Genomic DNA, 25,835 nt, shown 5'->3' with positions numbered 1-25,835 from the left:
AGAAGGCAAATGTGGCTCTTTACCCGCAAGGCCGGTGCTCCGCCCGATCCGCTGATCGGCAAGCCTGCCAGCTTTGGCATTCACCGCTATCTTCAAGGTTCCTCGAACCTCTTTGAAGAAAACCGGCTGCTCAAATTTGCGATTGTCGGCTTGTTCGGTATCACCGCGGTATTGGGCGCAGTTGTCTATTCCAGCGACCAGAACCGGCGCACGGTCGTCGTGCCCTTCGGCGCCAGTGGCGATCTCTATGTAACCGGTTCCACGCCATCGAGCGGTTATTTGCGGGCGATGACGCGTAACATCGTCACTCTGTCGGGCACCTATTCAGCCTATTCCGCTGATCGCCAGTTCCAGGAACTGCTCTCGATCGTGCACCCGTCCGCCTTTGAAAGCATGCGTGACACGCTGAACGGGGTGCTCGACGAACTCTCGACCAATCCGACCCTGTCGATCGCCACCTATATCCGGCCCGATCAGCCGGTCAGCTGGACCGACAGTCAGATCATGGTTCCGGTCGAAAAGGTCCGCGTCATCGGCGGCGTCATCCGCAAATTCCGCGGCACGCTGCGCATTGGCTACGCCATCGAAAATGGCCGCTTCTGGCTCACCCGCCTGTCCGAGGAGAAATTCGATGCCGAACTTGGGTAAAGGCGCGCGTGCGCCGCTCTCCTGTGCGCTGCTCACACGCACGCCACTTTGCTGCCTTGCTCTTGTCATGGCCATGCCTGTCTTCGGACAGTCGATCACCGCCCTGCCCGACCAGACCAGCACAATCCGCCTCTCCAACCGCGACGTCAATCATCTGGTCTGCGTTGGCGGCGAAATCGAGGATGTCAAATTCTCGGCGGAGAAAGCGATCAGTGTCGAGAAAGGCGGTTCGGACGCCTGGATCAAATTTCTGGTAAAGGAGGTCGACGACGCAGGTGCCGTCACGCGTAGCTTCGTGACAACGGCGTCGGAATTTTTCGTCACCTGCAATGGCGCCATCTATCCGCTCTATGCCGAGCCATCGGATATACCCGCGCAGACCGTCACGCTCGTGCCAGGCAGCGCCCAGCGGGCCAGAGCCAATGATGAGCTGTTGGGGCCGCTAGTCGAGGAAGAGCGCACCGTCTCGATCACGCTGGCCATGCTCCAGGACCGTATTCCGGCGAGCTTCTCGGCCGTCGCGCCGCGTGCCGGACTCATCCGTATCGCTACCCTGCCTGACGCCCGCATCAGCGAAATACGCCGTGTAGCGGTCGAGGGCTCTGGTCTGTCCGCATCGGAATATAGAGTCGAGGTGCCCACAGCGACCCAGCTGGATGAACGGCTGTTCCTCGATTCAGCACTGGGCACACGGATATTCTCGGTCACCGCCGACAGACTGGATCTTAAGGCTGGTGAAACAGCACGGGTCATCATTGTGCGTCGGGGAGAGGGGCTGTGAGCGAGAAAGTTCCGCCACGCAGCCGCAGCCGCGCGGCCCCATTCAAACCGCAGGCCAGCGAAGTCGACAAGCCTTACGAAACAGACGCCTCCCAGATCGCACCCCCCGAACCTGGCCCGACTATCTCTCGCGGTCCCGCCCTGCTCGACCTCAAGATCCATTGGGCCGCCATGTCAGCGAGCCAGAAGCTGCGGGCCAAACAGGCAGGCCTTGCCGCCACTGTCGCGGTGCTCGGCTATGGCCTATACACCGCTTCTGGCAGTTCATCGGCTGATCAGCCGGTCATCCCTGCTGCCTCCAAGCTTGATATGGGCGCAGGCCTTCGCGGTGACAGCCTCGAAACCAAGCTGCGCGGCGATGTCCGCAAGATTCTCGACGGCCAGACATTGCTTGGCGATCGCATCACCGCGATTGAAGAGGGCAAGGTCATCCCCGGCAGCAAGCCACCGGGCTCTTTGTCGGACGGCGAAGACCTTCCCTCCGCCTTGCCAGGCAGCGCGCCCGCTTTTCCAGACCCTCCGGGCAATGCAGAACTGGACAGCGCGCTGGGCGATATTCCGCCCCCTGCCCCACCAATCGCACCGCCGGCGCCTCCAGCGCCACCGGTGGAAAAGACCATCGGCGCGATCGGCGCGGCGACCGCCACGCTTTCGGCCGTAACGGGAAAGGAGGGAACGCCGTCGGCATCGCGAAAAAAGACCCGGACGATCTATTTGCCGCCTGGTTTCATGAAGGCGCGACTGCTCACCGGGATCGACGCGCTGGCGAGCAGGGACGCGACATCCAATCCGGAGCCCCTGATCGCCCGCGTCCAGGCCCCCGCCGTCCTGCCCAATGATGTCAAAGCCAATCTGGCCGGCTGTTTTGTCATCGGCAATGCGACGGGCAGCCTCGCCAAAGAGCGGGTCGAGGTCCAGCTGGTCTCTCTGTCCTGCGTCGATTTCGACGAACATTCGGTGGTCGACATGCCCGTCAAAGGCTTTTTCGTCGATACCGATGGCAAGAAGGGTCTGTCAGGCAAAGTCGTGACACGCGCCGGCGCTGCGCTGGCACGCACCTTCATCGCCGGCACCGTCAGCGGCTTTGCCAGTTCAGTCGAGACCAGCTTTGGCGATCTCTCGACCTCAGCCCTCGGATCGGTGCGATCGCTCGATGCGGGCGATGCCGCCAAAAGCGGGCTGGCAGGCGGCCTCTCCAAATCCTCCGACAAGCTCACCGACTTCTATCTCGATCTCGCCCGCCAGGCCGGACCCATCGTCGAGGTCGGCGCAGCCAAAGATGTGGTGGTCGTCATCCAGGAGGGCGTGACCCTAGAAATCAAACCCACAGCGGGGAGCAAATTCTGATGTCGATCCTGAACGAAAATAATGGGAACACGCCGCCATTGCCTCGTGCGTCGGGCTGCCCCGGACGCCGCATCCTCCTGACGGGCGCAGTGTTGCTGCTGCCCGCCTGCACCACTGTCGGATCGCTGATGTCGCCCTATAGCGAAAAGTTCAGCTGCAAGAATAGCGACCATGGCCAGTGCATCCACCCGGACAAAGCCTATGCCGACGCGATCGCCGATATGCCGTCGCGCTCCGACCCGGTGGTGAACAACGACAAGGCGATGCTGCGTGACAAGGCCAATAGTCCTGCCAACAGCGGTGCGAGCAAGCGCAAAAACAGCGGTGCTGCTCCCTTCAACGGCTATCGCGACAGCGTGTATCGAGAGCTCCAGGGTCTGGTCGAAGCGCCGATTACGCCGATGCTCCGGCCAGGGCGCACGGTCCGCACGCTGATCCTGCCCTATGCCGACCGCGAGCGGCCCGACCGGCTCTACATGCCGCGCTATGTTTATGCCATTCTCGAGCGACCCCAATGGGTGGTCGGCGATTATCTCGTCAATCCCGTCCAACCTGCAGCGCGCGTCCCCATACTCGAACAGATACGCGAGCGGCCGTCAGGTGATCGCGCCAGCCAAGGCGAAGCGGCCGACGTGCCTGCTTTGCCTGTGGAGGCAAAGCCTTGAGCCCGCTTGGCGCGCGCCATGGCGGCGGCCTGACAATCTCGGCGTTGCACCGCGCGGTTGCGCGCGACGCCTATTCCGATTTCCTGCCGATGGTCGCCTGGGACGCGCAGGAAGAGGCGTTCCTGTGCATCGATGATGGCTGGGGCCACGCCTGGGAACTTGTGCCATCGGCCTATATGTTTGCCCATGTCCATCAGGCGCTTTTGGGTTTGCTCAACGTCCATTTTCCCGATGGCACGGTTCTTCAGCTCCACGGCTTTGCCGATCCGCTGATCGATGACGCGCTTGACGCTTTCCTGGATCTGAAGACCCGGCCCGATCCGCTGATCCAGGCCTCGGCGCAGCGCACCGCCGACTATATGCGCGCCGGTACCCAGGGGTTGGACGCGCTGCACGGCATTCCCGTCCGCAATTTTCGGCTATTTCTCTCGATCAAGACGCGGGTGAAACTGGGCTCGGATCTGCGACGGCAGGTCGAAGAGCAGCTGTCCAAGCTTGGCATCCGCAGGTTGCCGCCAGAAGAGCTGGTGCGCTTCTATCGCCGGATATTCAACGGTCTCTTCGCGACTGCACCTGGCATATTTGCCGATGGCAGCAATGGTCATCCCGCGCCCCCTATCCGCAAGCAGATCATCGATGCCGGACCCGATCTGCTATTCGACGGGTCCCAGGTCTTTCTGGGGTGCCAGGTCGCGCGCTGCCTGACGCCGCGAGCCCCCGCGCGGCGTATCACCGCAGAGCGCGCCAACCGGCTCCTGGGCGGCATGCGCGGCGCTGCCGAAGATAGCGATCAGATTGGTGGTCCCTTCCTCATCACGCTCAATATCCTCTTTGATCATAGCCAGTTTGAAATTCACAAACGCGCCCAGATTTTGTCTGCACAAAAAGCCGCAGGCAGTTTCGCGGTCGAGGTAGGCAAGCAGATCGAGGAGATTGGCTGGGTGCTGGACGAAGCAGGCAATAGTCGCTTCCTCTCGGTCATCCCGATGGTCTGGGTGTTTGGTCGCGACAGTGCCCAGGCGCGCGAAATGGCGGCCCGCGCCAAGCGCCTGTGGGAGAGCGAACCGCTTCCCTGGATGATGCAGGAGGAGAGCTATCTCAATCCGGTCCTGCTGCCGATGAGCCTGCCCTTTGGGCTTTACCCGGAGAAACGCATGATGCGCCTGCTGGAACGCGACTTTCGCATGCCGGTCAAAGCCGCGGTGCTTCTGGCCCCGGTGCAGAGTGACTTTCGTGGCGGCGGCCGCCCGGCGCTGCTTTATACCGGGCGCAAGGGCCAGCTCATCACGCTCGATCTGTTCGATCCGCGCATCAACAATTATAATTTCATTGTTTCGGCCGAGAGTGGCGCAGGCAAGAGTTTCCTCCTCAATAACCTGTGCCAACAATATTATGCGCAAGGCGCGCTGATCCGCATCATCGATATTGGCGGGAGCTATCGCAAACTCTGCACGCTCTGCTCAGGGCGCTATATCGACATTGGCGAGGAGCGCCTGGTTCTCAATCCCTTCGACATGGGGTTTGCGCTCGATGGCGACGACCGCCAGTCGGCCATTTCCATGGCGGTCGCCATTGTCGCAGAAATGGCCAATGCCGCTACCCGCAAGGGCGTCTCGACCTCGGAATGGAATCTGCTCAAATCCGCCGTCCAGTGGACGATTGATGAAGGCCATGCTGAGGAAGGCATTGATGCGGTTCGCGCATGGCTTGGCGCCTATCCGCAATTTGCGACTTCCGATCTCGATCGGGTCGATCATCTGGTTCCCGTAGCGCGCGAGCTTGCCTTCAATCTGCGCGATTTTGGCAGCGAAGGCGCGTACGGCCATTTTTTCAACGGGCCGTCCACCTTCGACATCAGCCACGACGAATTTGTCGTGCTGGAGCTCGAACGGCTCAAATCCATGCCGGACCTGTTCAACGTCATCGTCATGGTGGTGGTGAATGCAGTCACGCAGGAGCTCTATCTTTCGGCACGCGACCGGCCCCGCTTTGTCCTGTGCGATGAAGCCGCCCAGTTCATGACGCGGAGCGAAGGCCAGGATCTCTCCCGCCTCGCCGAAGCATTCGGCCAGGGTTACAGGCGGGCGCGCAAATATCAGGGCAGCTTCGGAGTGGTGCTCCAGTCGCTCAATGACCTGCTGCTCTTTGGTGGCACGGGCCAAGTGATCCTGGAAAATGCTGCCACCCGTTTCCTGCTGCAGGGATCGACCTATGCCCAGGCGGTAGAGAACAAAATACTCGATTATTCCGGGTTCGTGCTGGATCTGTTGAAGTCGGTCCGCAACAACAAGCCCCATTATAGCGAGGTCTTCATCGACTCCCCGCTGGGCCTTGGCGTGGCCCGCCTCGTGGTCGATCCCTTTTCCTACTGGATCAATACATCAGCCCCCAATGAGGTGGCGGCCTTCGACGCATTGATCCGCGCGGGGCGCAGTCCGTTGGAAGCCGTGTGCGAACTGGCAGGCGTCGATCCGGCGCAGATATTGCCTTCCCGATCCGGCGAGGAGATCATCTGATGCGCCGGACAGCCTCCCATCCAGACCAATTGCCGCTGGGGTTTGGCAAGGATGCCGAGATCGAGCGCATGATCGAGGCGCGGGTTGCAATCCGTGCCGAGGCAGAGGCGGTACGCTGGCGGTTCCGGCTGATGATCGTGGAAACCCTGCTTCTCACCACGATGGTGATCGTCACCGGGTTGGTTCTCCACCAGCCCACCGCGATCATTGCGCGCGGCGCGCTTTTGATTGGTGCGACGTGCCTGAGTACGGGCATCCTGCTCATTTTGCTGACCGGCTTGATTGGCAAGCTTTTGTCCAGGACCCGCCAATGGCGGGCACGGCGCAGCGATGCGATCCTGCCATGGCGGCGGCCATGAACGGGATATTATCGCCCCGGCCCTGCCAGACCGCTATCCGGTTGATGATCGGCACGCATTTGCTGCTCATCATTGAGGCAGGGCTTCTCGCTTGGTCGACGAGCATCATCGATATGCCGCTTCGGCTTATCTTGGGCGGCACCGCGATGATTGCCCTGTTCGCTTTTGCAAGCGCTGTTCATGGTGGAAGCGGCGGTGATGGAGAGGTCTGGCGACCCCGGCGCGGCCCCGCCACCGCCGCCATGCGGGAGGCAGGGCGATGAAGCGCATTCTATCGGATTTCGCTGTCCGAGCGCGCTGCCGGGCGGCGACCATGCTACTTGCAACGGCTTTCCCTGCCGCGGCACTGGCCAATAGCGCTACGATTGGACGGACCTGGCCTATCGCCGAGCCTGATGCACTTGCGGAAATTGAAGCCCGGGCCGCGCGCCAGCCTGCCAATATGGCAGCCAGCTTCGGGCCGCGATCCGGTTGGTCGGCGATGCAGTCCGCCCCTTTGGCCCAGACGACCCAGGATCGTACGCGCTACGTCGTACCTTTCTACACCCTCGCTCAGGAGATCCGCCTTCCCGATGGCAAATTACTTTATCCCAAAGGGTTCACCTTCAATCCGCTGACCTATGTGTCGCTCCCCCAAAAGCTGGTGATCGTCACCCCGCGCGATCTTCCATGGGCGCTCAATCATGCCGCGCTGACCGATTTCATCCTGCTCGCGTCGGGCAGTGCGGGCGATGCGGACGCGATTGCGCTGGGAGAGCGGCATGGCCGCGCGCTGTTCATCCTGGAGGATCGGGTGAAAGAGCGGCTCGGCATCACCCACGCGCCGGTCATTGTGCGCCAGATGGGGCAGCGCCTTGAGTTGCAGGAAGTGCGGGTTGATCTTCATGCTAGCGCAAAGGCAAGCCGATGATCCGCGCCCGCACCCTTTTGCGTTCGGCCGCGATCGGCATGACGATTGCCCTGATTTCGCCAGCGACACCGGCCCTCGCCTCCAAATGCGAGGCAGGCACGATCTTCAATCCCGTAACCAAGGTTCGCTGGAACTGCATCTTCCCGATCACCATCGGCGGCGTCCGGGTCGGCAGTTTTGACAAGCTCGACAAAGCACTCGATGCCCAGTCGGCCTCAAAACCCTTATGCGCCTGCCGAAAGGGGGCCAGCTTCTGGTTTGGGGTGAAGGTCAGCTTCTGGTCTCCCAATCGCATGGTCGATGTCGTGACAGAACCAGGCTGCATGATGGCGCTGGGCGCAGATCTCATGCCGACCGGCGGCAAGCTCCAGGGCAGCCAGTCCTCAATCGCCGACGGCACCAATAGTCGCAAGATGTTCGCGCAGATGCACTATTATATCGCGCCGGTCTGGAAGATGCTCGACATGTTCACAGACCTGCCCTGCATCGAAGATGAAGGGTTCGACGTCGCGATGATTACCGAGGTCCTGCCAACCTGGCAGTCAGGCACGCTTGGCGCGATCATTCAACCTGAAGGTATATTGTTCGGCAACCCAGCAGCGGGCCTGGCTTGCATGGCCGACAGCGCCGCCGCGGCAGCGGGCAAGGTGATCGATCCGCTTTTCTGGTGCATGGGCAGCTGGGGTGCGACCTATCCGATCGCAGGCGACATTCATTTCGATGACAGTGTCGAGGCCTGGGCGGGATTAGCCGCGCGCGGTACCTTCATGATGGGGCGGCTTGGCGCGCTGACCATCTCGTCGGCTGACGGCTGTTCGTTCAAACCGCAGCCGATCTGGACCAAGAGCCGCTACAAGCTGCAGCTAATGGAGCCGGTCAAGGGCGGCAAATGCGTCAATATCGGGCGTCCCGGCGCGCTCTGGTCGAGCGCCAAACATGCGCCGGGTAAAGACAATGCCCAGTTCATGCTGTTTGAGAAGATCATCTGCTGCGCCGGGATCTCGACCCCATGAGCAGTCTTCCTTTCCCCTCCCTCGCACCGGTGCGGGCTTGTTCCGCGCCTGCCCGCCACAGCCGTGGTTGCGGTCCCGCACGGTGCGAGGACGGAGCGATGGCGTCGTCTCCCGACGGTGTCGCTCCACCTATGGTCAGCACGGCCGCAAAACCCCATGCGATAACGGACAATGCCCCTCTCCGTCCTGTCGTCGCAGCGACCGTGCTGACCACCCACCTTATCTGGTCCTGCTCAAAGGTGTGCCCATGAAGCGGGGCCTGATCCTCGCCGGCGGTTGTGCTCTAGCCTGCCTTGCCAGCAATGTTCTGGCGCAGACGATGGAGGAGCGTGCACGCACCGCCGCGCAAGCCTCCCGCATCAAGAGCAGCGACAGCGACGCCTTGCAAAGCAACTATCTGACCCCAGGGCTTGGTGGTCAGCCGATCGCCACCATCGATGATAGCCTGCAGTTCACCCCCAGCCTTGCCTGCCAGAAATCGGCAACGGCGTTGGAAATACTGGCCCAGCCTGGACCCGGTGGCGATATCACGACCCTGCGCCTGACGCGCGACAAGGATCTGGACGGCACGTTCGACGAGACGCTCAATGTGCCCGTGCCGATTTCAGGCATCTGCGCCAATGGCGTCATTGCCTGCAATCAGGCAAGCTGGGACCAGTGTCGCAATTTCCAGTGGACCGTCGGCGGCGCTGGCGAGGTCAGGTTGGCCCAGGTCGAGCTCACCGCACTGGCAGGCTGCTATTGCGTCAACAATAGCTGCGGCGACAATCTGGTCTGGGGCAATATGGCTTCAGTCCTGAAGGATCTGGGCGGCGGGGTGGTAGGCGCGCTCACCACCGCCGATCCGCGCATAGGCATCGCCCAGGCACAAATCGACGGCCCGGTCATCCGATATACCGGCGCGCAGATGACCGCATGCACCGCCAATCCGTCGGTCACCGCCACCGCCTATCGAAGCGATCCTGCCGCGATACAGGGTGACGCCTACAGCACAGCCGAAGCCAGCAGCCTGTTTCAGGCGCTTGCCGGTTCCGCGATCGGCAGCGGCAAGGCCCAGGAAATCCGCGCCTGCACGATCACCCGCGACATTGGGGTCAAGTCCTGGGACTATGACGACATTATGGGCGTTGGCGGCTCGATTGCGTCGGTCACCAGTTGCGGCGCGGGGTGCCGCCGCTACCAGATCCGGGGACCGGGAAATTGTGGCAATAGTCCACCCATCCATAGTGCCACCTTCGACCCCATCGCGCCTGACCGGATCCTGTCGGCGCGCATCGTCGAGATGGGCGCGGACGACTGGGTACAGGCGCGGGTCAATGGCCAGATTATCGGTTCCGCCGGTAAGCGACCCTGGCCGGGCGAGGCGCTGCCGTCAGGCGACTGTCGGATCAGCGACGATCCCTGGGTTGAGCATACCACCATCGATGTGACCGCTCAGCTTAAGGCAGGGGCCATGATCGTGGGAGCCCGCGTGCGCGGCGGCGGCGAGGGCAATTGGGGCTATGTCACGCTCGAAGTCCAGGTCGATACTGCCTGCGAGATCAGCGAACAGCTGATGGATCTGTGCTCAGGCTACGCCGCCGATCCGGCCTGTCATCTCGACAGCGAGACGGTCGATGGGGTCACGACATTCCGCAATGGCGTCCATACCGGCCTGAAGCCCCTGCCCTCCACCAGGCTATTCGGCACCGGGGACTGTTCTGTCCAATATACACGCGACTTCTTCGAACGCAGTCGGCGGTATGCCTGCACGATCGATTTAGGCAGCGCCCCGCAGCCCGATCTCACCCGTGGCGCCTATATCATCGACCATTCCACGAAGACCCTGCTCGCCGATCGCACGATTACCGATGATGGGACGGTCGCCACATCGACCCGGCCCTTCACCATGCCCGACCGGGGATCGGTCGCTACGTGCGAACCCATCTGCAAGACCCGCGCGCCCAAAGCCAATAGCGATGTCGCAGTCGATGGGATCGTGGGCGCCAGACAGAATGATCCGGCCGGGTGGGACATCTTTTTTCACAGTTGCACAACTAACAACGCCTGTCCGCTGGGCGAAGGCGAAGAACTGATCTCGGCCTGTGGCTGCCTCGATGATTTTCCCGAGGCCGTCGTCATGATGCAGACGGTTCGTCTGTCTGGTGCCGACCTTGTCTGCAGAGCGGAAGCCCGGTGATGCGCGTCACTCTTCCTGCCGGGCTCGCTATCGCCGCATGGGTGATGACCGCCAGCCTGTTTGCTACTCCGTCCGCGGCGACTGCCCAACAGCTTTGCGCGGCCGACCGCAATGGCAATGGCGATGCCGCTGATCCGGGTGAAACCGCAATATGCGACGAAGCGACGGGTAGTGGCGCGCTATGCCCCATTCAGCGAGCAAGCTGTGTCGAGGATGCCGGCGGCACCTATAGCTGTCCGCTGGGAAACCAATATGCCTGCCGCACGCCGGTCAATGGCGGAACGCCCGCCTGTTCGCCCCATGCCTGCACGCCCGTTGTCGGCGGAGCGGTGGTGGTTGAGGAGCCGCTGGTCGATGATCCTGGCGCGTCAAATGACGGTGTTGTCGATGCCGACGGCAATTGCATGGGTACGATCGAGATATTTTCAGGCCGCGCTGTGCGCTGCCGTCCCGCCGGCCTCAACACCAGCTTTTCCAATTGCTGCAAGGATCAGGGTAAGATCGTCAAGGACGGCATGGGGTCGTCCCTCTCTTCGATTGGCACCAAGATCGCCGTCGCCAAAGGCGTCTGGACCGGCATGAAAGCGGCCTACACCGCGTTCAAGGCAGGGGCGACAGCTAGTCAGGCGGCCAGCGCCGGGGCCAATGCTATCATCATCGGCATTGATCCCACCTCGATCGCGATCAGCCTGGCCATCAATGTCATGATGGATTTCCTGCTCTCGGGCTGCGACCAGCGGGATATGGAAGTGGGCATGCTGCGGGGCTCGGGCATGTGCCATGAGGTCGGCACCTATTGCGCCTCCAGCATCCTTGGCGTCTGCGTTCAGAAGGCCAAAGGGCATTGCTGCTTCAACAGCAAGCTTGGCCGGATCATTCAGGAACAGGGCCGGCCCCTGCTCAAAAGCTTCAACGGCCTGGGCTGGGGAACCGCAAAACAACCCTATTGCCGGGGCTTTACCCCGCAGGAGTTTCAGGCGCTCGATTTCTCGCGGATGGATCTGTCGGATTATTATGCCGACATTGAGGCGCGCGCCCAGAGCGATATTCAAATAGATATGGAGGACAGGATCGATGCGTATCTGCAGACGGTCAATCCCTGAACGCGCCTTGAGTGCGGCGGGACTGATGCTGATCGCTATGCCCGCTATGGGGCAGGATTTACCATCCACGCCAAACGCACGGGACCAGGCGCAAGCGCAAGGCGCTGTTGCCATGGACCGGCTGAAGGAGAGTATCGCCAGGCGCAAGCCCGATACCACCGCCGGGCCGACACAACTTCCCGCACTTCCCGATGAACAGCGGCGGCGGGCATTTGAAGGGTTACGAAAACATGGCGCATCGCCGGTCATGGATGCACGGGCGCGCGCGGCTCTCGACAAAGGCAAGGCAGGCTTAGCTGCCGAACGCGAAATTGCCGCAAAACGCCTGGCACAGGCCTTGGGCCTCGAAGCGCCGGACATGCAGGCGGTAGCAGCTGTCATAGCGCCGCCCGCACAATCAGGCAGGGTGCCGCTGCTTTTTGCTTCGTCCTCCATGCCTGTTGCGACCTTACGTACCTATGCTGCCCAGCTTGAGCGCGTCGGCGGTGTGATAGCCTTTCGCGGCATGCCCGGCGGACTGTCGCAGGTCGCGCCGATGGCAAAGCTGAGCGCGCAGATATTACGGATCGACCCGGGCTGCGAAGGCCCGGCCTGCGCGATGCGCAATGTCCAGATCATCATCGATCCGTTGGTGTTCCGCCAGCACGGGATCATACGCGTACCTGCGCTGGGTCTCATCCCTGCCGATCCGACCCAGCCCTATTGTGAACGCGAGGAGAATAACCCGCAAAGCCAGCACATCATCTATGGCGATGCGGCACTGTCGGGATTGTTGGAAGAATATGCCCGTCTGGGCGGAGCCAGGGAGGTCGCCGATGTTCAGGCTCGCCTGGAACGCCGCTAGAGGTATCGCGCCACGGCTGCGCGCGCTGCCAAAGGAGGCCGCGCTAGCGCTGGGAGCGGCGCGATCTGATGAACCGGGCCGCCCACTCCAGCTGGCCAAAGCCTGCGCGATCATTCTCCCGATTGCGGCCGTCACCGCATGGGGGCTCCCGCAACTGACGCTCATCATGTCGCCTTCGATCGACGCCTGGGTGGTGCGCAAAGCGCCGGGGCCTATCCACCGCGGCGATCTGGTTTCGTTCAAACTCGTCCATCCGCTGGCAGGCCCCACGCCCGTTGATGTCACCAAATATGCGCTCTGTTTTCCCGGTGACCGGATAGAGATCGTCGAGACGTCTTCAATAACGCCGGGCGCATGGGATGGCCGCTATTATTGCAATGGACATCTGCTCGGCATCAGCAAGGCGGTGGGGCATAATGGCCAGCGGCTTAGCCACTGGACACCGGACGCGCAGCGCATCGCTGCAGGGCATATCTATGTCGGTTCAGCCCATGCGAGCGGGTTCGACAGCCGTTATTATGGTCCGGTAGCCATCTCGCGCCTTATCCGAATGGAGAAGCTGCTATGATGCGCCCTGTCACGGCCGCCTTGTGGGCCGCTCTTTTGCTGCCCCAACCTGTATATGCACAGCTCTCCCGCGGTACATCGACGCCTGTAACAGCAACGCCATCCGTCCCGGCCATGAAGCAGGGCTATTGGTGGTATGCGCCAGCGCTAAAAGCAAGCGACGACAAGGCCGAACCCGACGTCTTGAATAAGCCCGTCATCCCGCCGATGACAGAACTGGCGCGCTGGACCCCGCCCAAAATACGCAAGCTGATCGAGGAACAGCGCGACTATGCCGCGACCGTGCTGAGCGTTGAAGCCGTGTCCGATTTCTGGCGCTTGCAAGATTTTGCCCGGCGCAAGGCGCGCGCCTTCGCCGGCGTCACCCAGATCGCCATGCTCCAGCATCCTGAACTGAACGCCAAATCCGCCAATCCGATGGTGAGCGATGCGCGCGACCAGATGTTGGCGCAAAAGGATGCTGTGCGCCGCGCCTATTTGCGCGCGCAGGCCCGGGACTTTGCCCTCGTCATGTTCTCGCGCGCCAGTTGTGGCTATTGCCGGGTGCAATGGCCTGTGGTCCAGCGGTTCCAGGACGAGATGGGCTGGCAGGTCACGCTCCAGGATCTCGACCGGCGGCCAGAGATTACCCAGCGCTATGGGGTCGAGGTAACGCCGACCACCATGGTCATCCGGCGCGGCAGCGCGCAGCGCATGGTGATCGCCACCGGGGTCGAAGCCTATCCCAATCTCATCCAGACCGCCTATCAGGCTGTGCGCCTGCTGTCGGGCGATATTCGGCCAGAGCAGTTTCTCACCGGTGCCGGTGAAGAAGACGGCTTTTTCGATGCGCTTGCCAATGGGCCAGTCTCTACGAGCAGCGTCGAGGGACAAGTTTCGGCGACCGGTGGGATGCTTGAGCCATGAAGTGGCAGCGCCTCCTGTTCGTCCTGGCGGCGATCATCGCGCCATGGACATCGGCGCAAGCCCGTTCGCCTTCGCGCGCCGACGCCATGCGCGCGGCCATCCATCCGGTTGCTACCAGCGCCGCCATGCAGTCATGGCTGGCACGGGTGCCGGTGACGCGGGATTTCCCCGCCGATTTTGCAGCAACGCTGGGACAACAAGCCCCACTTTACATCATCGAGATGACCACCACGCCGGCCTGTCTCCCCTGCGCTGATCTCTGGGCCAAGCTTGGCCGCTTCTCACGTACCTATCGCTGGCAGGTGCGTACCATTAGCGGCCAGGAAGCCCTGCTGCGATCGGGTCGCCTTGGGCTTCCATGGGTCGGCCACCCGGTCGCCTGGGTCCGACCGCTCAGCGACCCCAATCGCATCATCCCGATAGCGATCGGCACCGACCAGCCGCAAAATCTCGCGCGCAACGCCTATCTCGCCGCCAAAATGCTGACCGGCGTTCGCCCGGCCGTGGGCCTGCGCGCCATGGCGAAATTTACTGGAATCGTAGGCGCTCCACCAGCACAGTCGGGGTCATCGCGTTGAGTGGCCCCAACCATATTTATCTCAATCTCGCAAAGGCGTCCCGCTGGCGGGCGGACGCCTCCTTGTCTGCTCACTCTCAAGGAAGCCCGCCATGCGTTCATTTTCCCAACGCCTTTCACTGACGGTCTGCGCGCTGCTCGCCACTTGCGGTGCGACAACCCCAGCCTTTGCCCAGGGCTGGGCGGAAAGCTGGTTCGACAATGTGACCTACACCGCGCCCGGTTCGTTTGAGGACCAGACGCGCGGCTATGTGACCGCTGGCGGCATGTCCGGGCGCGTCGATGTCCATGACGACTATCTTATGTCGCTGACCCTGCCCAAGGTGAAGGCAGGCTGTGGCGGCATCGACATGTTCCTGGGCGGCATGTCCTTCCTTGACCCGGACTATCTGGTGCAGAAGCTGGAAAGCATTCTTCAGGCCGCGCCCGCCGTCGCGTTTCAGTATCTGCTCGAAACGCTCGACGAAAAAATGGGTAATATCATCTCGAAAATGGAGGCTGCGACCAATTTCCTCAATTCCATCCAGGTCAATGACTGTCGCCTCGCCAATCGCATGGTCCAGATCGCCAAAGGCGATGACAATATGTCGGGCATCATCGAGGAAATGACTGGCTATAAATCGGTGAAACAGGGCTTTGCCAAAAGCTATCAGCAAAGCCGCGAGAAGATCCAGGCGAACCAGAATAATCCAACCGAGGATTTGAAGGACGCTCTAGCCAATTGTCCCGCCGAGGTGACCGACATCTTTCGTACCGGCTCGCTGCTGTCGCATGCAGCCACGCGCGTGGGTGCAGGCGACTGGGCAGGCGTCATGCGTGCGCGGGTCGGCGACGTCTATATGCGCTGGGACGCGACCGACAAGGTACCGATCTTCTCAGCCATCCCGGCCTGCCCGCATCAGGACAGCGAGAGTTCGCAGGATTTTCTGGCCGGCAAAGTCCAGAGCCGGGCGCTCGCTATGCCACCGACCGCTACAGACTGCGCGGCAGACGGCGGCAAGGGCGCGCTCGAACTGGCGCAGGCGCGCATGAACTCGATCGCCACGAAAATCCGCACACGCGCCGCCCTGTCTGCCGAGGAACGACAATTTGTCGCCAATGTGCGCACCTTGCCGGTCTATCGCCTGCTCGAATGGGGGGTGCGCCAGGGCGTGTCCGACAGTGTCATTGCCGACACGGACGAACTTGTTGCGCTGACGCTTGCCTATCAGATGCTCAACGATCTCACCCGTTCGATCGACTTTGCGGTGTCGAATGCCGAACGGGGGGCGAACGTGGCAGGCGCAGCCGATGGCGCGAATGCCAATATCTGCCAGACTCGCATCCTTACCAAGGGCATGGAGCAGCTGCGCGACCTGCGCGACGAAGTGCTGCGCCAGCGCGCGCAGATGCGGCAAAGCTATATGGCAGCGCTCGCCCAGGCCAATCTCTCGGCCAATTATGCGAGCCTGCTCCGTAACCGCGATCGCGATGCGCGCGAGGCGACCGGCACCGCTTCCGGCACCAATCGCTGAACATCCAGGAAAGGTTCCACCGATGCGTCGCCTTGTTCGCGCCCTGTCCGCCCTTCCCATTCTATTTGGCTCCACGCAGGCATTTGCGCTGGAATCAAGTTTCCACACCTATGATGGCTTTGCCGAAACGGTCGATGCGTTTCGGCTGGTCTCGATGATCTTTGGCGACCCACGCTATGAAACGCTCGTGCTGATCTGCGCAGTCGTAGGATTAGCGCTGGGCGTGGTGCTGGCTTCCATTCGTGGCCAGGGCATGGGCCTTGTCGGGTTCGGCTTCCAGATGCTGATGGGTGTTGGCCTTTTTGTCGGTCTGATCGCCACGACCGGTACCGTCCATGTCTATGACCGGGTGCGCAATGCCTATCAGGCAGTCGGCGACGTGCCCAACCTGATCGTCCTGGTCGCAGGCGTCACCAATTTGATGGAACGGGCGCTTGCAGAAACCATCGATGACAATAGTCTTGATCCCAATGCCAAGCTGGAATTTGGCGCCGGCGGTCATTCCTTCGACCTGTTTTTGAACGCTGTGTCGCCGCGCGGGCCAATGACCGACAGTTTTCTCGATGCCACGATCAAGGATTATGTCCGGCAATGTTATCCGGTCGCTCGCGTATCGCCTGCCTATAGCGTGGATGACGACCAGCTGTTCCGCGGGACGACCGACCTTCCCGCAGCCTTCGCCGCCATGGCAGGACCAGCGACGTTCAGCACAGTGTTCACCTCGGCCGACAAGGCGGGCACGACCATGTCCTGCCAGGAGGCATGGGATCATATTCAGTCGCGTCTCAATGACTCGACGCTGTTCGAGGATTATTCCCGCCAAGTGTGCCAGAGCACAGGCTATGATGTGGCAGACGCCAGTCAGCTCGCGCGCTGTCGTACCCGGCTTGGACAAATGGGCGAGGTGATGATGGGGACGCCGCTCACGCTCCAGGCGTTCATGAGTGACATATTGCTGGGCAACAGCGTGGGCGAGGTGCTGTACGAGGATAGTCCAGCGACTGCCGCGCGGGTCATGGCGAACCGGGCAGTCATCTCAAGCGGGCTTTCGACCATGTCGGTCGCCAATCAGTGGATGCCAACCATTCGTGCGACGGTCTTTGGCATCATGCTCTTCATGATGCCGATCGCGCTGCTGTTCATCCTGACCCCCATCAACCTTCGGGTAGCCAGTTTTGCGCTCGGACTGTTCGTATTCGTCGCCATGTGGGGCGTGATCGATGCGGGCATCTATCAGCTCACCCTGGGCCGGGCGATGGGGGTGCTGGCCGAAATGCGGTCCAACCATGTAGCCGTCAATGCCTGGATGCTCGCCCCCTCTTCGGCGATGAAGGCGCTGGCGATATTCGGGACGTTTCGCACGGCCGCCGCTGGCCTTGCTGGCGCATTCGTGTTCACGGTGTTCCGCTTTTCGGGCAATGTCTTCTCTTCCTTCACCGGTGGCGCGTTGCAGGCACAGGGCCAGGGTAGCGCGGCGGCCGCACCCCTTATGACGCGGGAAGGGTTTGCCTCGGCGCTGGAATCGCAGGCATCGGCTAGCGGGACGATGGCCCGGCGCGGTGCAGCATCGAGCTTCGGGGATTTTGGTGAGCGCTCAACCTTTGGCGGCAACCGCGCCTTTGGTTCAGCGGGCAGCGTGATCGGCGATCATGGCAGTGGGCTCGCTGGAAACAGCGCGATGGCCCTGGGCGGCATTGATGCGGCGCGAGAGTTGGGCGGGCTGTCGCCAGCGCTTATCGGGCGCAACCTTGCCGATCCCGCGACGGCACAAGCGGTTCGCGCCAGCGCCACGACCGGCGCTATTCATGACTTTGCCCAGAAGGATGCGTTGCGGGCGCTTGGCACCAGCTATTTTGGCGAAGGGCAATCGGGTGAGCGGGCGTTTGCGGCGTTCGCCCAGAATATGGTGCAGTGGAAGGCCTTCGGCGACAATCGCGCCTATGACATGATGTTGTCTGGCACCCAGCGCCATTTTGAGCGCAACGGCTATGATGCGAAGGACGCAGCGCTCAAGGCTTCGACCCTGATCGGGCAGGCTGCTGCTGATCCGACTTTCGCCAAGCTCAGCGCCAATGCTTTCGATCAGGAGCAGATGTTGCGCAATGACCTGACCGCAGCGCAGGTGACGGTCGGCGCGATGGAAGGTCGCCGTGACTATGCCGGGGACCATGTCACCCAGGTGGAGCGTGGCAATGTGGCAACCGAGCAGGGCTGGCGGACGGGCAGCAATGCGGGGCAAAGAGAAGCAGCCTCTATGCTTGGCCTGTCGATCGACGAAACCGGGCGGCGTGTATCCTTCATCAACGCGCTGTCTGGAGAAGCACGCTCGAGTGCCATCACTCAGCTTTCGCGTGCGACCGGGCGCAATGAGGCGCAGGTCATGCATGCACTGGAAAGCTATAATGCCGCGGCCCAGATGGGAACAGCCGATGGTGCGACCGCAGAGGCCGCGCGTGAAGGCACCAGCGTCTATGGACGGACGCGGGAGGCGGCGGGTTATGATTTTGCCGAACGGTCGGGAAAGCTCGACGCGCAGCGCGAAATTGGCCCGGACGGCACGCGCTCGGCCGCGCGCATTGGCGAACAGCGGCGGCAGAGCGAGAATTTTGGGTTTGCACAAGGGGCGGCTGCGGCAGGGGCTTCGGTGCGCGAGGCCGCGCGGCTCGACAGCTTCATCCAGGCGCTCAGCCGTACCGCCGGGAACCAGGTCGACATGGCCGAGGGCGGCGCGGCGGGCATCGCCGATCGGGCGCGCAACGAACGGCTTGGCCGCATCGTCGAGAATGAGAGGCTGACCCGGATGCAAGGATTGCTGCGCGACAATGGCGTCGACCTTACCAAAAGGCAGATTGCGATGGACCAGAATGGCGACCTCAACCTCAATCTGACGCCGCAGACCGCAGCGCAGATGTGGCAGGCGGGCCTCATCAACGAAAGCCAGCTCGGCGCGATCGCCAAGGGTGGGCGGGCCCGGCTGAGTTTTGCCCATAACGACCTGTTGGTGTCGAGCAGCACCGGGTTCAGCCAGTCGGCGCGCTCGGACACCAGCACCCGGTTCGAGGCAGGCAAACAGGCCGGTCCCGATACGGTCGAGCATTTCCTGGGCGGTGGGGTGGAAGGCCATGCCATGATGGCTAACTGGCTGCGCGGCGGATTCGAGATGGATCGCAAGGGCGAATGGCGATTGAAACCGCAGGTTGCCGATACGCTTCAGCGTGATGTCCAGGCTATCATGGCGCAGACGGGATGGACGCGGTCGCTGTCGCGCAGCGCCAGCCACCAGGTTACCAATCGCACCTCAATCGGAGCAAATTTGGGCGGATCTACTGAAAGTGGCGGCCGCGGACAGAGCGGCGGCGATCGCACACACGGCACATTTGATGGTCGCATAGGCATGGAAACGTCCGACGCGGGTGTGGGAGCCACCGACGCAAGAGCGGGTATCGACATCGTCAATTACGATGTGCGTAATGCCATCGAATCTGCGGAAAAGATTGCATCAAAATCCGCCAAACCAGAACGTGCTTTCACAGCCGAGCTGGAAAGCCAGATCCTTGGTGAAGCAGGAATTCGCAGCCGCTATCTTAACCAAGCCAGTGCGGGTCGAGGAACTATGGATATTACTGCGCCGCTAACGTCGATGGAACAAAGCCAAATTCTCAAAAGCGGTCGTTTCAGTGGGGATCGTGAAAATGGCGTCGACGATGGGGAGCCAAGTTCCGGCGAGCGTTAGTAGATGCCCCTTACATGCTCATTCCGCCAGGCTTCACTCAAGGGATTGCCCGGATGACCATAAAAACTTGAATCGGTTGGGTCGGTAGAATCCATTCGAGGAAACTGGTGTACGTGGCGAGCACTCGAATCTGGCTCGTGCTCCGCCTTCACCTCAAAATGATAGCGTATCCACGCGCGGAAAAAACCAAAACCCAGCACTGGCACGATCAAGAATGGATGGAAAAGCAGGATGATGGGGGTGATATGTTCTGCATTGAGAGCGAGATTGGGCGCGAAAAACGCAATCAACCAGAATATTGCAGCTGCTGTCCACCATGACTTGGCATACCACTGCCGCCAGAGCCAATGTGCTGCTTCAGGCTTTAGCAGATCTGGGGTCTGCGGTGGTTCACCTGGAATGGGTTTGTCATCCGTTCCGCTCATGCGATGCTCCTTCTGGTCGATACTATCACGCCCGGGGTTCCGCAGATAAAAAATCACTCCCAAAATGAGAGCATTCACCCTCCCCCTCTCCTCCCCTTGGATAATTGCTGAAAGTTGGTCGGAAGGCACCCATGCTCCAATCTTCGCAAAGCGCATGAGAGCAACATGACAAAAGGGGCCGATCCCGAGGCCTGCCCACTCTGCCTTTCAAACAGAAGCGGGACGACGCTTGCAAGCTTGCGCGAATTTCCGCGAAATTGCGCACAACCGCGATTAGTTGCGCATTGACTCTTATAGTTGCGCGATTTATCTTTTGCGCAACTAAGGAATTTATGTGGCACGACCAATACCTGAAGCTGACCTACAAGCGATCGAGGCCGCCGTGGCCCAATTCCCGGATGGTGCGTCAGCAGCGCAGATCACTGGCGCGCTCGCGGAACCTGGTGCCCGTCGTACCCTCCAATATCGTCTTCGCGCCTTGGTTGACGCGGGTCGGCTACGCTTTACCGGCGACGGACGTGCAGCCCGATATCACCATGGTGATGAGATCATCGCCCAGCCTGACCCAGCCGACATCGTCCCGATATCACCTGAAGGCAGCGCTGTCCTTGCCTATGTGCGCCAGCCCGTCGCGGTGCGACAACCGGTCGGCTTTGAACGCAGCTTCCTGGATCGTTACCGGCCCAACGAAACCTTTTATCTGACCCAGCAGCAGCGCGATCATCTGGCTACAATCGGCAAGCCGCAGATTGAGGCCGCAGCGGCAGGAACCTACGCGAAGCAGATACTGAATAGGCTGCTTATCGACCTTGCATGGAATTCCAGCCGTCTCGAAGGCAACACATATTCGCTGCTCGATACGCGGCGGCTGCTGGATTTCGGGGAAGCCGCCGACGGACGCGGACCGCGCGAAGCGCAGATGATCCTCAATCATAAGGATGCGATCGAGTTTCTCGTCGCCAACGCCAACGATGTCGGGTTCAATCGCTATACGATACTCAACCTGCATGCGTTATTGGCGAACAATCTGTTAGCTGACCCGACGGCGGTGGGGCGACTGCGCCACATCATCGTAGGGATAGACGGTTCAACTTTTCATCCACTGGAAGGTCCGGGTCTTATCGAGGAGTGCTTCGATCAAATCCTTGCCACAGCGGCGGCCATCGACGATCCATTCGAGCAGGCCTTTTTCATGATGGTGCAGCTTCCATATCTTCAGCCCTTTGACGATGTGAATAAGCGCGTATCACGCCTCGCCGCCAATATTCCCATGATCCGGGCGAACCTTGCACCATTGTCGTTCACCGAGGTTCCAGGCGACCTTTACACGCGCGCCACGCTTGGCGTCTATGAACGCAACGACATAACATTGCTGCGCGACGTATTCCTTTGGGCCTATCAGCGATCCGCAGCGCGCTACACCGCCGTTCGTCAATCAATGGGTGAGCCAGACCCCTTCCGCCTGCGCTATCGGGAACAGTTGCGCGATGTCGTTCGGGATGTTGTGCGCGGCGCCTTGAGCCGACAGGCAACGCGCGCGCATCTGGTCACGACGTCCCGTGAATTCATCCCAACGGCCGATCAGGACCAGTTTGCCGAGGTCGCAGAAACGGAGTTGCTGGGCTTGCACGAGGGCAATTTCGCGCGATACCTGGTTCGTCCGTCGGAATTTGCTGCATGGCAGAAAATCTGGAACGCAGGCTGATTGCTACGCTTACCTCAATGGCTTGCATTGGGACATTCTGCTCGGTCCGGTTTGGAGAAACGTTAGCAAGTTAGCGGACGCTAGAGCCGCAATGCGCAACGGCGACTGAGCCGCCCCAAAGTCGGACGCTGGGTCGCGGATTGGCGCGACCTGAAAGCGGACGAAACTCAATCAAATAGCTCCACGACCAGCGAATAGTTTGAATCTTTCCGGGCGCGCCAAATACCGCCGTCTTCTACACAGGCTCCGCAGCGGCTATGACCGATGAAATCACTCGCAGTTCAACGCAGTAGGGGCGCCGGTGCGCTTCGGCGATTCCGTTCGAATCGTCCCGGGTAAAGCGAACTTAACGGGCATCATTCACCTTCGAGGCGCTCCTGCACTTCTGTCACGAAGCGTGAAGGGTGGCTCTGCCCGTACATGAGATGGATTTCATGCCTTGCACGCGTGAAGCCGACATAGAACAGGCGTCGCGCTTCCCGGATCTCTCCATCGCTTGCATTGTTTCGGGGAAGGCGTCCTTCCTCCATCCCGAACAGGATCACCACGTCGAACTCGCGTCCTTTGGCGCTGTGCAAGGTGGACAGATTGACCCGGTCGAGACCGGTGCCGATGTCGGCGAACTCGCCGAGCGGGAAATCCTCCACATCGCCGGTCGGTCCGAGCCGGTTGATAAAGGTGTTGAGCGTCTCGAACTCATCGGCCAGCGATCGGGCACGATCGATGCGCGGTTTGATAATCTCGTCGCGCAGGGCGACGAGCCAGTCGTGCAGACTGAGAGTGTCGTCACGACGATCCCAGAGGGTCGCGATCAAGTCGCGCTGAAATTCCAGCCGGTCGTCATCGGTCGCGAGCAGTCATGGAACAGGCGGGCACCTTCGGCGATCACGCGGGATACCCGAGGCTGCCCTGACCGCCAGCCACCGCAGCACCACATCGCGCATTGCTCGAGCCAGCGCATCAGACGGCTGCCGCGCGGATACAGCGCGTTGCCGTCGGTGCGGATCACGCCATAGCCGTTGTTGGCCGCGGCGGTCGCGACCTCGTCGCCGATGAAGGCTGCGGGGTAGAGGATGGCGATTCCGCCAAGGTTCAGATCGGGGCGGCGTGCGCATATCTTGGGGATCAACTGTTCGACCAGATATCGCGCCTGCGCCGCATAGCCGCCGGTGCAGGGATGAAAATAGATCGTGCCCTCATGCGCGCCGTCCGGTGCCCGATAGCCGCGCGCTTCGCCAAGGGCATATTCGGAGGCAGTGACGATCTGCGACCCGCAGCGATAGTTCAGCCCGAGCCGGACGGTTTCGACATCGTCGCGCTCCGACAGTTTCTTCAGCAATTCGGGGTTCGCGCCGGTGAAGCCGTAGATCGACTGATCGACATCGCCGACCGCGAACAGGCGAATGCCGGCGCTGAAGCACAGCCCCATCACCATCGCGTGCAAAGCCCGGCCGAGATCCTGATATTCGTCGACCGCCAGGATCGGATATTTGGCGGCGATCGCCTTGCGCAGCCAAGCGTTGGTCGCGAGCGCGCGCAAGGCCAGAAGCGGCATGTCGTCGAAGTCGATCACGCCCATCTCGCGCAGTTCGGCTTCATAGGCCTCGACGAGCCTGGTTAGTTGGGGGTCGGCGGTTTTCCAGGCGTCGACGTCCCGGTTGAGGAATCGGCGGCGGTGCTGCCCCAGCCGGAAATCCCAGGTCTGGGGATTCTCCGGCCCCTTGATCACCTTGGCATGGGCATTTTCGAGCGCGGCGCGCGTCTGGCGCCGGGTCGCCACCTGGAAATCATCCGGGAGACCCAATCCCGCGACCTTCGCATAGGGCAGGAGGATCTGGGTCAGCGAGAAGCTGTGCACGGTGCCGATGAAGACGCGGCCGCCCGGCGCAATACCGAGGGCATCGAGCCGCGTCTCGAGCTCGCGAGCACATTCGTTATTGTAGGTGATACAGGCGATGCCGCGGGGATCCTCGACATCCTCGCTGAGCATGCGCGCGAGCTTGACTGTCAGCGTCTTGGTCTTGCCGCTGCCTGGCCCGGCCAGCAGCACGCAGTGGCCGCCGGATTCATAGGCCTGCCACTGTTTGTCGTTGGGCCGCAGATCTTCCGCGGCCTTCAGATAGAGCGCCCGATCAGACAAGGTCGATCACATGGTTGATGGCGTTGGCGATATAATGCGGCACAGTCAGGCCTTCGATGCGCGACGCCAGGCGCTGCGCGAACCGGCCTTTGCCCATCTGCTCGATCATCTTAATCAGGATCTTGGCATCGACGTCGGACGGCTTGGTTTCCCAGGTATCGAGGAGCGCCAGCCGCTCGGCGCTGAAATTATGTTCGCGCAGGGTCGCGATCATCGCCTCGGCGTAGTCGCCCCCGAACATCTCGGTTTCCAGCGTGCTGTCGTTGACGAACAGGCCGAATTCCTCGAACTTTTCATAGGTCTCGTCATAATTGTCGATCGCCTTGATCGCCGCGATCAGGCCGTCCGTATCAGCGCCACCGCGCGCGGTATCGATCGTACGGGTGAGCTTCAGGCACCGCTTGTAGGACCGGGGTTTTCCGTCGATCATGTCGAAATCGGTGATGACGGCGAAGGGAATGCCGAGCGCGCACAGCAGCTTCACATAGGGCTGGAAATTGGTGCCAGCGACCGAACAGATCGACACGCCGTGCTCGTCGAGCGAAATGTCGAGTTCTTCGGCGAACGTGGGGATGAGGAACCGTTCGGCGTCACCCTCGACCAACAGCACTCCGCGGGCGAACACCATCTCGGCACGGGTTACATCGAGATAGCGGCTCAAATCCTCCTGTTCGGCTTCGGTGAAATCCGTCGCCGCCGTCGAATAGCCCCTGGTTCCCTGATCCGCGTCCGACCGCAGCAACAGGAGAGATTCGAGCGGCGCGACGCTGGCGATATGGGGCGAATGGGTCGTCAGGATCACCGACATCGGCTCGCCCTCGTCCGCGCCGGTGTCCTCTTCCTCGCTTTCACCATCTTCCGCCGCCGCGCCTTCGACGATTGTCTCGAACAGATGCTTATACACCAGCCGCTGGAGATGCGGATGAAGATGCGCTTCCGGTTCCTCGATCGCGAGCAGGGAATGGTCGCGCTTGTTGGTCTCGATCAGCCGTTGAAGGTCGAGCAGCTTGAGCGTCAGGAAGATGAGATTGGCCGATCCCAGGCTGGCATCGGCAACGCCGCGCCGCCCTTCGTCGATAAGCAGACGGATCTGGCGATTAATGCGGGCGGCGTCGGTCGCCGAAAAGCCAAGCGAGGGCTTCACGTCCTGCTTCGCGCCCGCCATCGCGAGAAACAGCTCGGCAATCCGGCCTTCGAGCGCCTTCACCTCGCCGAACTCGACCGCAGCCTTGCTTGCTTCCGCAATCTTCTCGCCGATCTCCTTGAGCTTTGCCGCGTCGATCGCGACGAACGCATCCTCGACCAGTGGACGAAGCGGCGAATGACGCCAGGCGGCGAGGTCACCCTCGGCATCACGAAGCGCCGACAACAGGTCCATCGTGATCCGCCGCCGCAAATCATGGCCAAAGCGCTTGGCTTCGCTTTCCCCTCCGAAACAGATGAACGAGAAATCGTCATCGCTGGCGGGTGCATGATCGAGCCCCGGCGTCGCGCGTAGCTTGTAGGTCAGGCGGACGGTATCGGGATCGTCGTCGAGCCTGAAGTCGGTCAGGACGGCGAGCACATCGGGGTCGTCCTCGAAATCCTTGATCTCGACCGAGACGGTCATGATCGTCTCGGAAGTAATCTCCTCCAGTCCGTCCCAGAAGTCAGAGAGACCGAGCTGCCGACTGCTATCGGGCAGTGAGGGGTCGAAGATCAGGCGCAAGCCAAAGAGCAAATTGCTCTTTCCGACGCGGTTCTCTCCGACAATTACGACGTTGCCGCCTAGCGCTACATCGAGGTCGCGGAAGTTACGGAATTTCTCAATTCTAATTCGCGACAGATACATCTTGCCCGCTCCATCTCATCGACCGCAGTTTACTTTCTTTGTGACAAAATATTAGTGCGATTTTGCCCCATCC

The 25,835-nt window shown here is 61.3% G+C and carries 22 protein-coding genes; 18 read left to right on the top strand and 4 right to left on the bottom strand.

The annotated features are described in order from the left end of the window. The first annotated feature begins 9 nt into the window (after nucleotides 1-9). The 17 genes from ACZ2HM_RS20010 to ACZ2HM_RS19930 all read left to right on the top strand — a co-directional run bounded on the left by ACZ2HM_RS20010 (nucleotide 10) and on the right by ACZ2HM_RS19930 (nucleotide 19,661). Nucleotides 10-648, top strand: a complete 639-nt coding sequence (locus tag ACZ2HM_RS20010; RefSeq protein ID WP_130752834.1) for a TraE/TraK family type IV conjugative transfer system protein — start codon at nucleotides 10-12, stop codon at nucleotides 646-648. Beyond that, nucleotides 632-1,429, top strand: a complete 798-nt coding sequence (locus ACZ2HM_RS20005; protein ID WP_130752835.1) for a type-F conjugative transfer system secretin TraK — start codon at nucleotides 632-634, stop codon at nucleotides 1,427-1,429. Before ACZ2HM_RS20010 ends, ACZ2HM_RS20005 begins: the two co-directional genes overlap by 17 nt. Then, on the top strand, nucleotides 1,426-2,775 hold the full coding sequence (locus tag ACZ2HM_RS20000) for a TraB/VirB10 family protein (protein ID WP_262503586.1): 1,350 nt from the start codon (nucleotides 1,426-1,428) through the stop codon (nucleotides 2,773-2,775). The genes ACZ2HM_RS20005 and ACZ2HM_RS20000 overlap by 4 nt, the downstream gene beginning before the upstream one ends. Beyond that, the gene (locus tag ACZ2HM_RS19995; protein ID WP_130752836.1) at nucleotides 2,775-3,440 is read left to right on the top strand and encodes a TraV family lipoprotein; all 666 of its coding nucleotides are present in this window, start codon (nucleotides 2,775-2,777) and stop codon (nucleotides 3,438-3,440) included. The genes ACZ2HM_RS20000 and ACZ2HM_RS19995 overlap by 1 nt, the downstream gene beginning before the upstream one ends. Further along, on the top strand, nucleotides 3,437-5,956 hold the full coding sequence (locus ACZ2HM_RS19990; protein WP_130752837.1) for a TraC family protein: 2,520 nt from the start codon (nucleotides 3,437-3,439) through the stop codon (nucleotides 5,954-5,956). Before ACZ2HM_RS19995 ends, ACZ2HM_RS19990 begins: the two co-directional genes overlap by 4 nt. Beyond that, a complete protein-coding gene (locus ACZ2HM_RS19985; protein WP_130752838.1) occupies nucleotides 5,956-6,315 on the top strand; it encodes a hypothetical protein in 360 nt (119 codons plus the stop codon). The genes ACZ2HM_RS19990 and ACZ2HM_RS19985 overlap by 1 nt, the downstream gene beginning before the upstream one ends. Further along, complete coding sequence (locus ACZ2HM_RS19980; protein WP_130752839.1) at nucleotides 6,312-6,578, top strand: hypothetical protein; 267 nt, start codon at nucleotides 6,312-6,314, stop codon at nucleotides 6,576-6,578. Before ACZ2HM_RS19985 ends, ACZ2HM_RS19980 begins: the two co-directional genes overlap by 4 nt. Continuing rightward, nucleotides 6,575-7,225 (top strand): conjugal transfer protein TraW, encoded by a 651-nt coding sequence (locus ACZ2HM_RS19975; protein ID WP_470427309.1) that lies wholly within the window; start codon nucleotides 6,575-6,577, stop codon nucleotides 7,223-7,225. The genes ACZ2HM_RS19980 and ACZ2HM_RS19975 overlap by 4 nt, the downstream gene beginning before the upstream one ends. Further along, the gene (locus tag ACZ2HM_RS19970) at nucleotides 7,222-8,238 is read left to right on the top strand and encodes a TraU family protein (RefSeq protein ID WP_130752840.1); all 1,017 of its coding nucleotides are present in this window, start codon (nucleotides 7,222-7,224) and stop codon (nucleotides 8,236-8,238) included. The genes ACZ2HM_RS19975 and ACZ2HM_RS19970 overlap by 4 nt, the downstream gene beginning before the upstream one ends. A 247-nt stretch (nucleotides 8,239-8,485) precedes the next feature. Continuing rightward, the gene (locus tag ACZ2HM_RS19965; protein ID WP_130752841.1) at nucleotides 8,486-10,417 is read left to right on the top strand and encodes a hypothetical protein; all 1,932 of its coding nucleotides are present in this window, start codon (nucleotides 8,486-8,488) and stop codon (nucleotides 10,415-10,417) included. Beyond that, a complete protein-coding gene (gene traN, locus ACZ2HM_RS19960; RefSeq protein WP_130752842.1) occupies nucleotides 10,417-11,520 on the top strand; it encodes a conjugal transfer protein TraN in 1,104 nt (367 codons plus the stop codon). Before ACZ2HM_RS19965 ends, traN begins: the two co-directional genes overlap by 1 nt. Further along, nucleotides 11,492-12,364 carry a type-F conjugative transfer system pilin assembly protein TrbC gene (locus ACZ2HM_RS19955; protein WP_130752843.1) on the top strand — a complete coding sequence of 291 codons (873 nt, stop codon included), beginning with the start codon at nucleotides 11,492-11,494 and terminating at the stop codon, nucleotides 12,362-12,364. The genes traN and ACZ2HM_RS19955 overlap by 29 nt, the downstream gene beginning before the upstream one ends. Continuing rightward, complete coding sequence (locus ACZ2HM_RS19950) at nucleotides 12,336-12,932, top strand: S26 family signal peptidase (protein ID WP_130752844.1); 597 nt, start codon at nucleotides 12,336-12,338, stop codon at nucleotides 12,930-12,932. The genes ACZ2HM_RS19955 and ACZ2HM_RS19950 overlap by 29 nt, the downstream gene beginning before the upstream one ends. A 113-nt stretch (nucleotides 12,933-13,045) precedes the next feature. Then, nucleotides 13,046-13,837 carry a conjugal transfer protein TraF gene (locus ACZ2HM_RS19945; protein WP_370569406.1) on the top strand — a complete coding sequence of 264 codons (792 nt, stop codon included), beginning with the start codon at nucleotides 13,046-13,048 and terminating at the stop codon, nucleotides 13,835-13,837. Next, nucleotides 13,834-14,415, top strand: a complete 582-nt coding sequence (locus ACZ2HM_RS19940; RefSeq protein ID WP_130752846.1) for a hypothetical protein — start codon at nucleotides 13,834-13,836, stop codon at nucleotides 14,413-14,415. The genes ACZ2HM_RS19945 and ACZ2HM_RS19940 overlap by 4 nt, the downstream gene beginning before the upstream one ends. 91 nt (nucleotides 14,416-14,506) lie before the next feature. Beyond that, nucleotides 14,507-15,928: a conjugal transfer protein TraH gene (locus tag ACZ2HM_RS19935; protein WP_130752847.1), complete on the top strand. Its 1,422-nt coding sequence runs from the start codon at nucleotides 14,507-14,509 to the stop codon at nucleotides 15,926-15,928. A gap of 22 nt (nucleotides 15,929-15,950) precedes the next feature. Next, nucleotides 15,951-19,661: a conjugal transfer protein TraG N-terminal domain-containing protein gene (locus ACZ2HM_RS19930; protein WP_130752848.1), complete on the top strand. Its 3,711-nt coding sequence runs from the start codon at nucleotides 15,951-15,953 to the stop codon at nucleotides 19,659-19,661. Here ACZ2HM_RS19930 and ACZ2HM_RS19925 read toward each other — a convergent pair. Further along, entirely contained in the window at nucleotides 19,658-20,086 is a 429-nt protein-coding gene (locus ACZ2HM_RS19925) for a hypothetical protein (RefSeq protein WP_130752849.1), read from the bottom strand. The genes ACZ2HM_RS19930 and ACZ2HM_RS19925 overlap by 4 nt on opposite strands. Before the next feature lie 634 nt (nucleotides 20,087-20,720). Here ACZ2HM_RS19925 and ACZ2HM_RS19920 point away from each other — a divergent pair. Further along, nucleotides 20,721-21,791 carry a Fic family protein gene (locus ACZ2HM_RS19920; protein WP_470427308.1) on the top strand — a complete coding sequence of 357 codons (1,071 nt, stop codon included), beginning with the start codon at nucleotides 20,721-20,723 and terminating at the stop codon, nucleotides 21,789-21,791. Between the two features lie 356 nt (nucleotides 21,792-22,147). Here the strand turns inward: ACZ2HM_RS19920 and ACZ2HM_RS19915 are convergent, their stop codons facing one another. The 3 genes from ACZ2HM_RS19915 to ACZ2HM_RS19905 are packed head-to-tail and all read right to left on the bottom strand — an operon-like array spanning nucleotide 22,148 to nucleotide 25,762. After that, complete coding sequence (locus ACZ2HM_RS19915) at nucleotides 22,148-22,606, bottom strand: 3'-5' exonuclease (protein ID WP_223176236.1); 459 nt, start codon at nucleotides 22,604-22,606, stop codon at nucleotides 22,148-22,150. Further along, complete coding sequence (locus ACZ2HM_RS19910) at nucleotides 22,603-23,931, bottom strand: UvrD-helicase domain-containing protein (protein WP_223176237.1); 1,329 nt, start codon at nucleotides 23,929-23,931, stop codon at nucleotides 22,603-22,605. The genes ACZ2HM_RS19915 and ACZ2HM_RS19910 overlap by 4 nt, the downstream gene beginning before the upstream one ends. Continuing rightward, the gene (locus tag ACZ2HM_RS19905; RefSeq protein WP_130752851.1) at nucleotides 23,924-25,762 is read right to left on the bottom strand and encodes an ATP-dependent nuclease; all 1,839 of its coding nucleotides are present in this window, start codon (nucleotides 25,760-25,762) and stop codon (nucleotides 23,924-23,926) included. The genes ACZ2HM_RS19910 and ACZ2HM_RS19905 overlap by 8 nt, the downstream gene beginning before the upstream one ends. Between the last annotated feature and the right edge of the window lie 73 nt (nucleotides 25,763-25,835).

It is taken from the genome of Sphingobium sp. KKT206 (assembly GCF_055640555.1).
The sequence above is the reverse complement of the archived record's forward strand: the minus strand, read 5'-3'. Positions and strand labels throughout refer to the sequence as shown.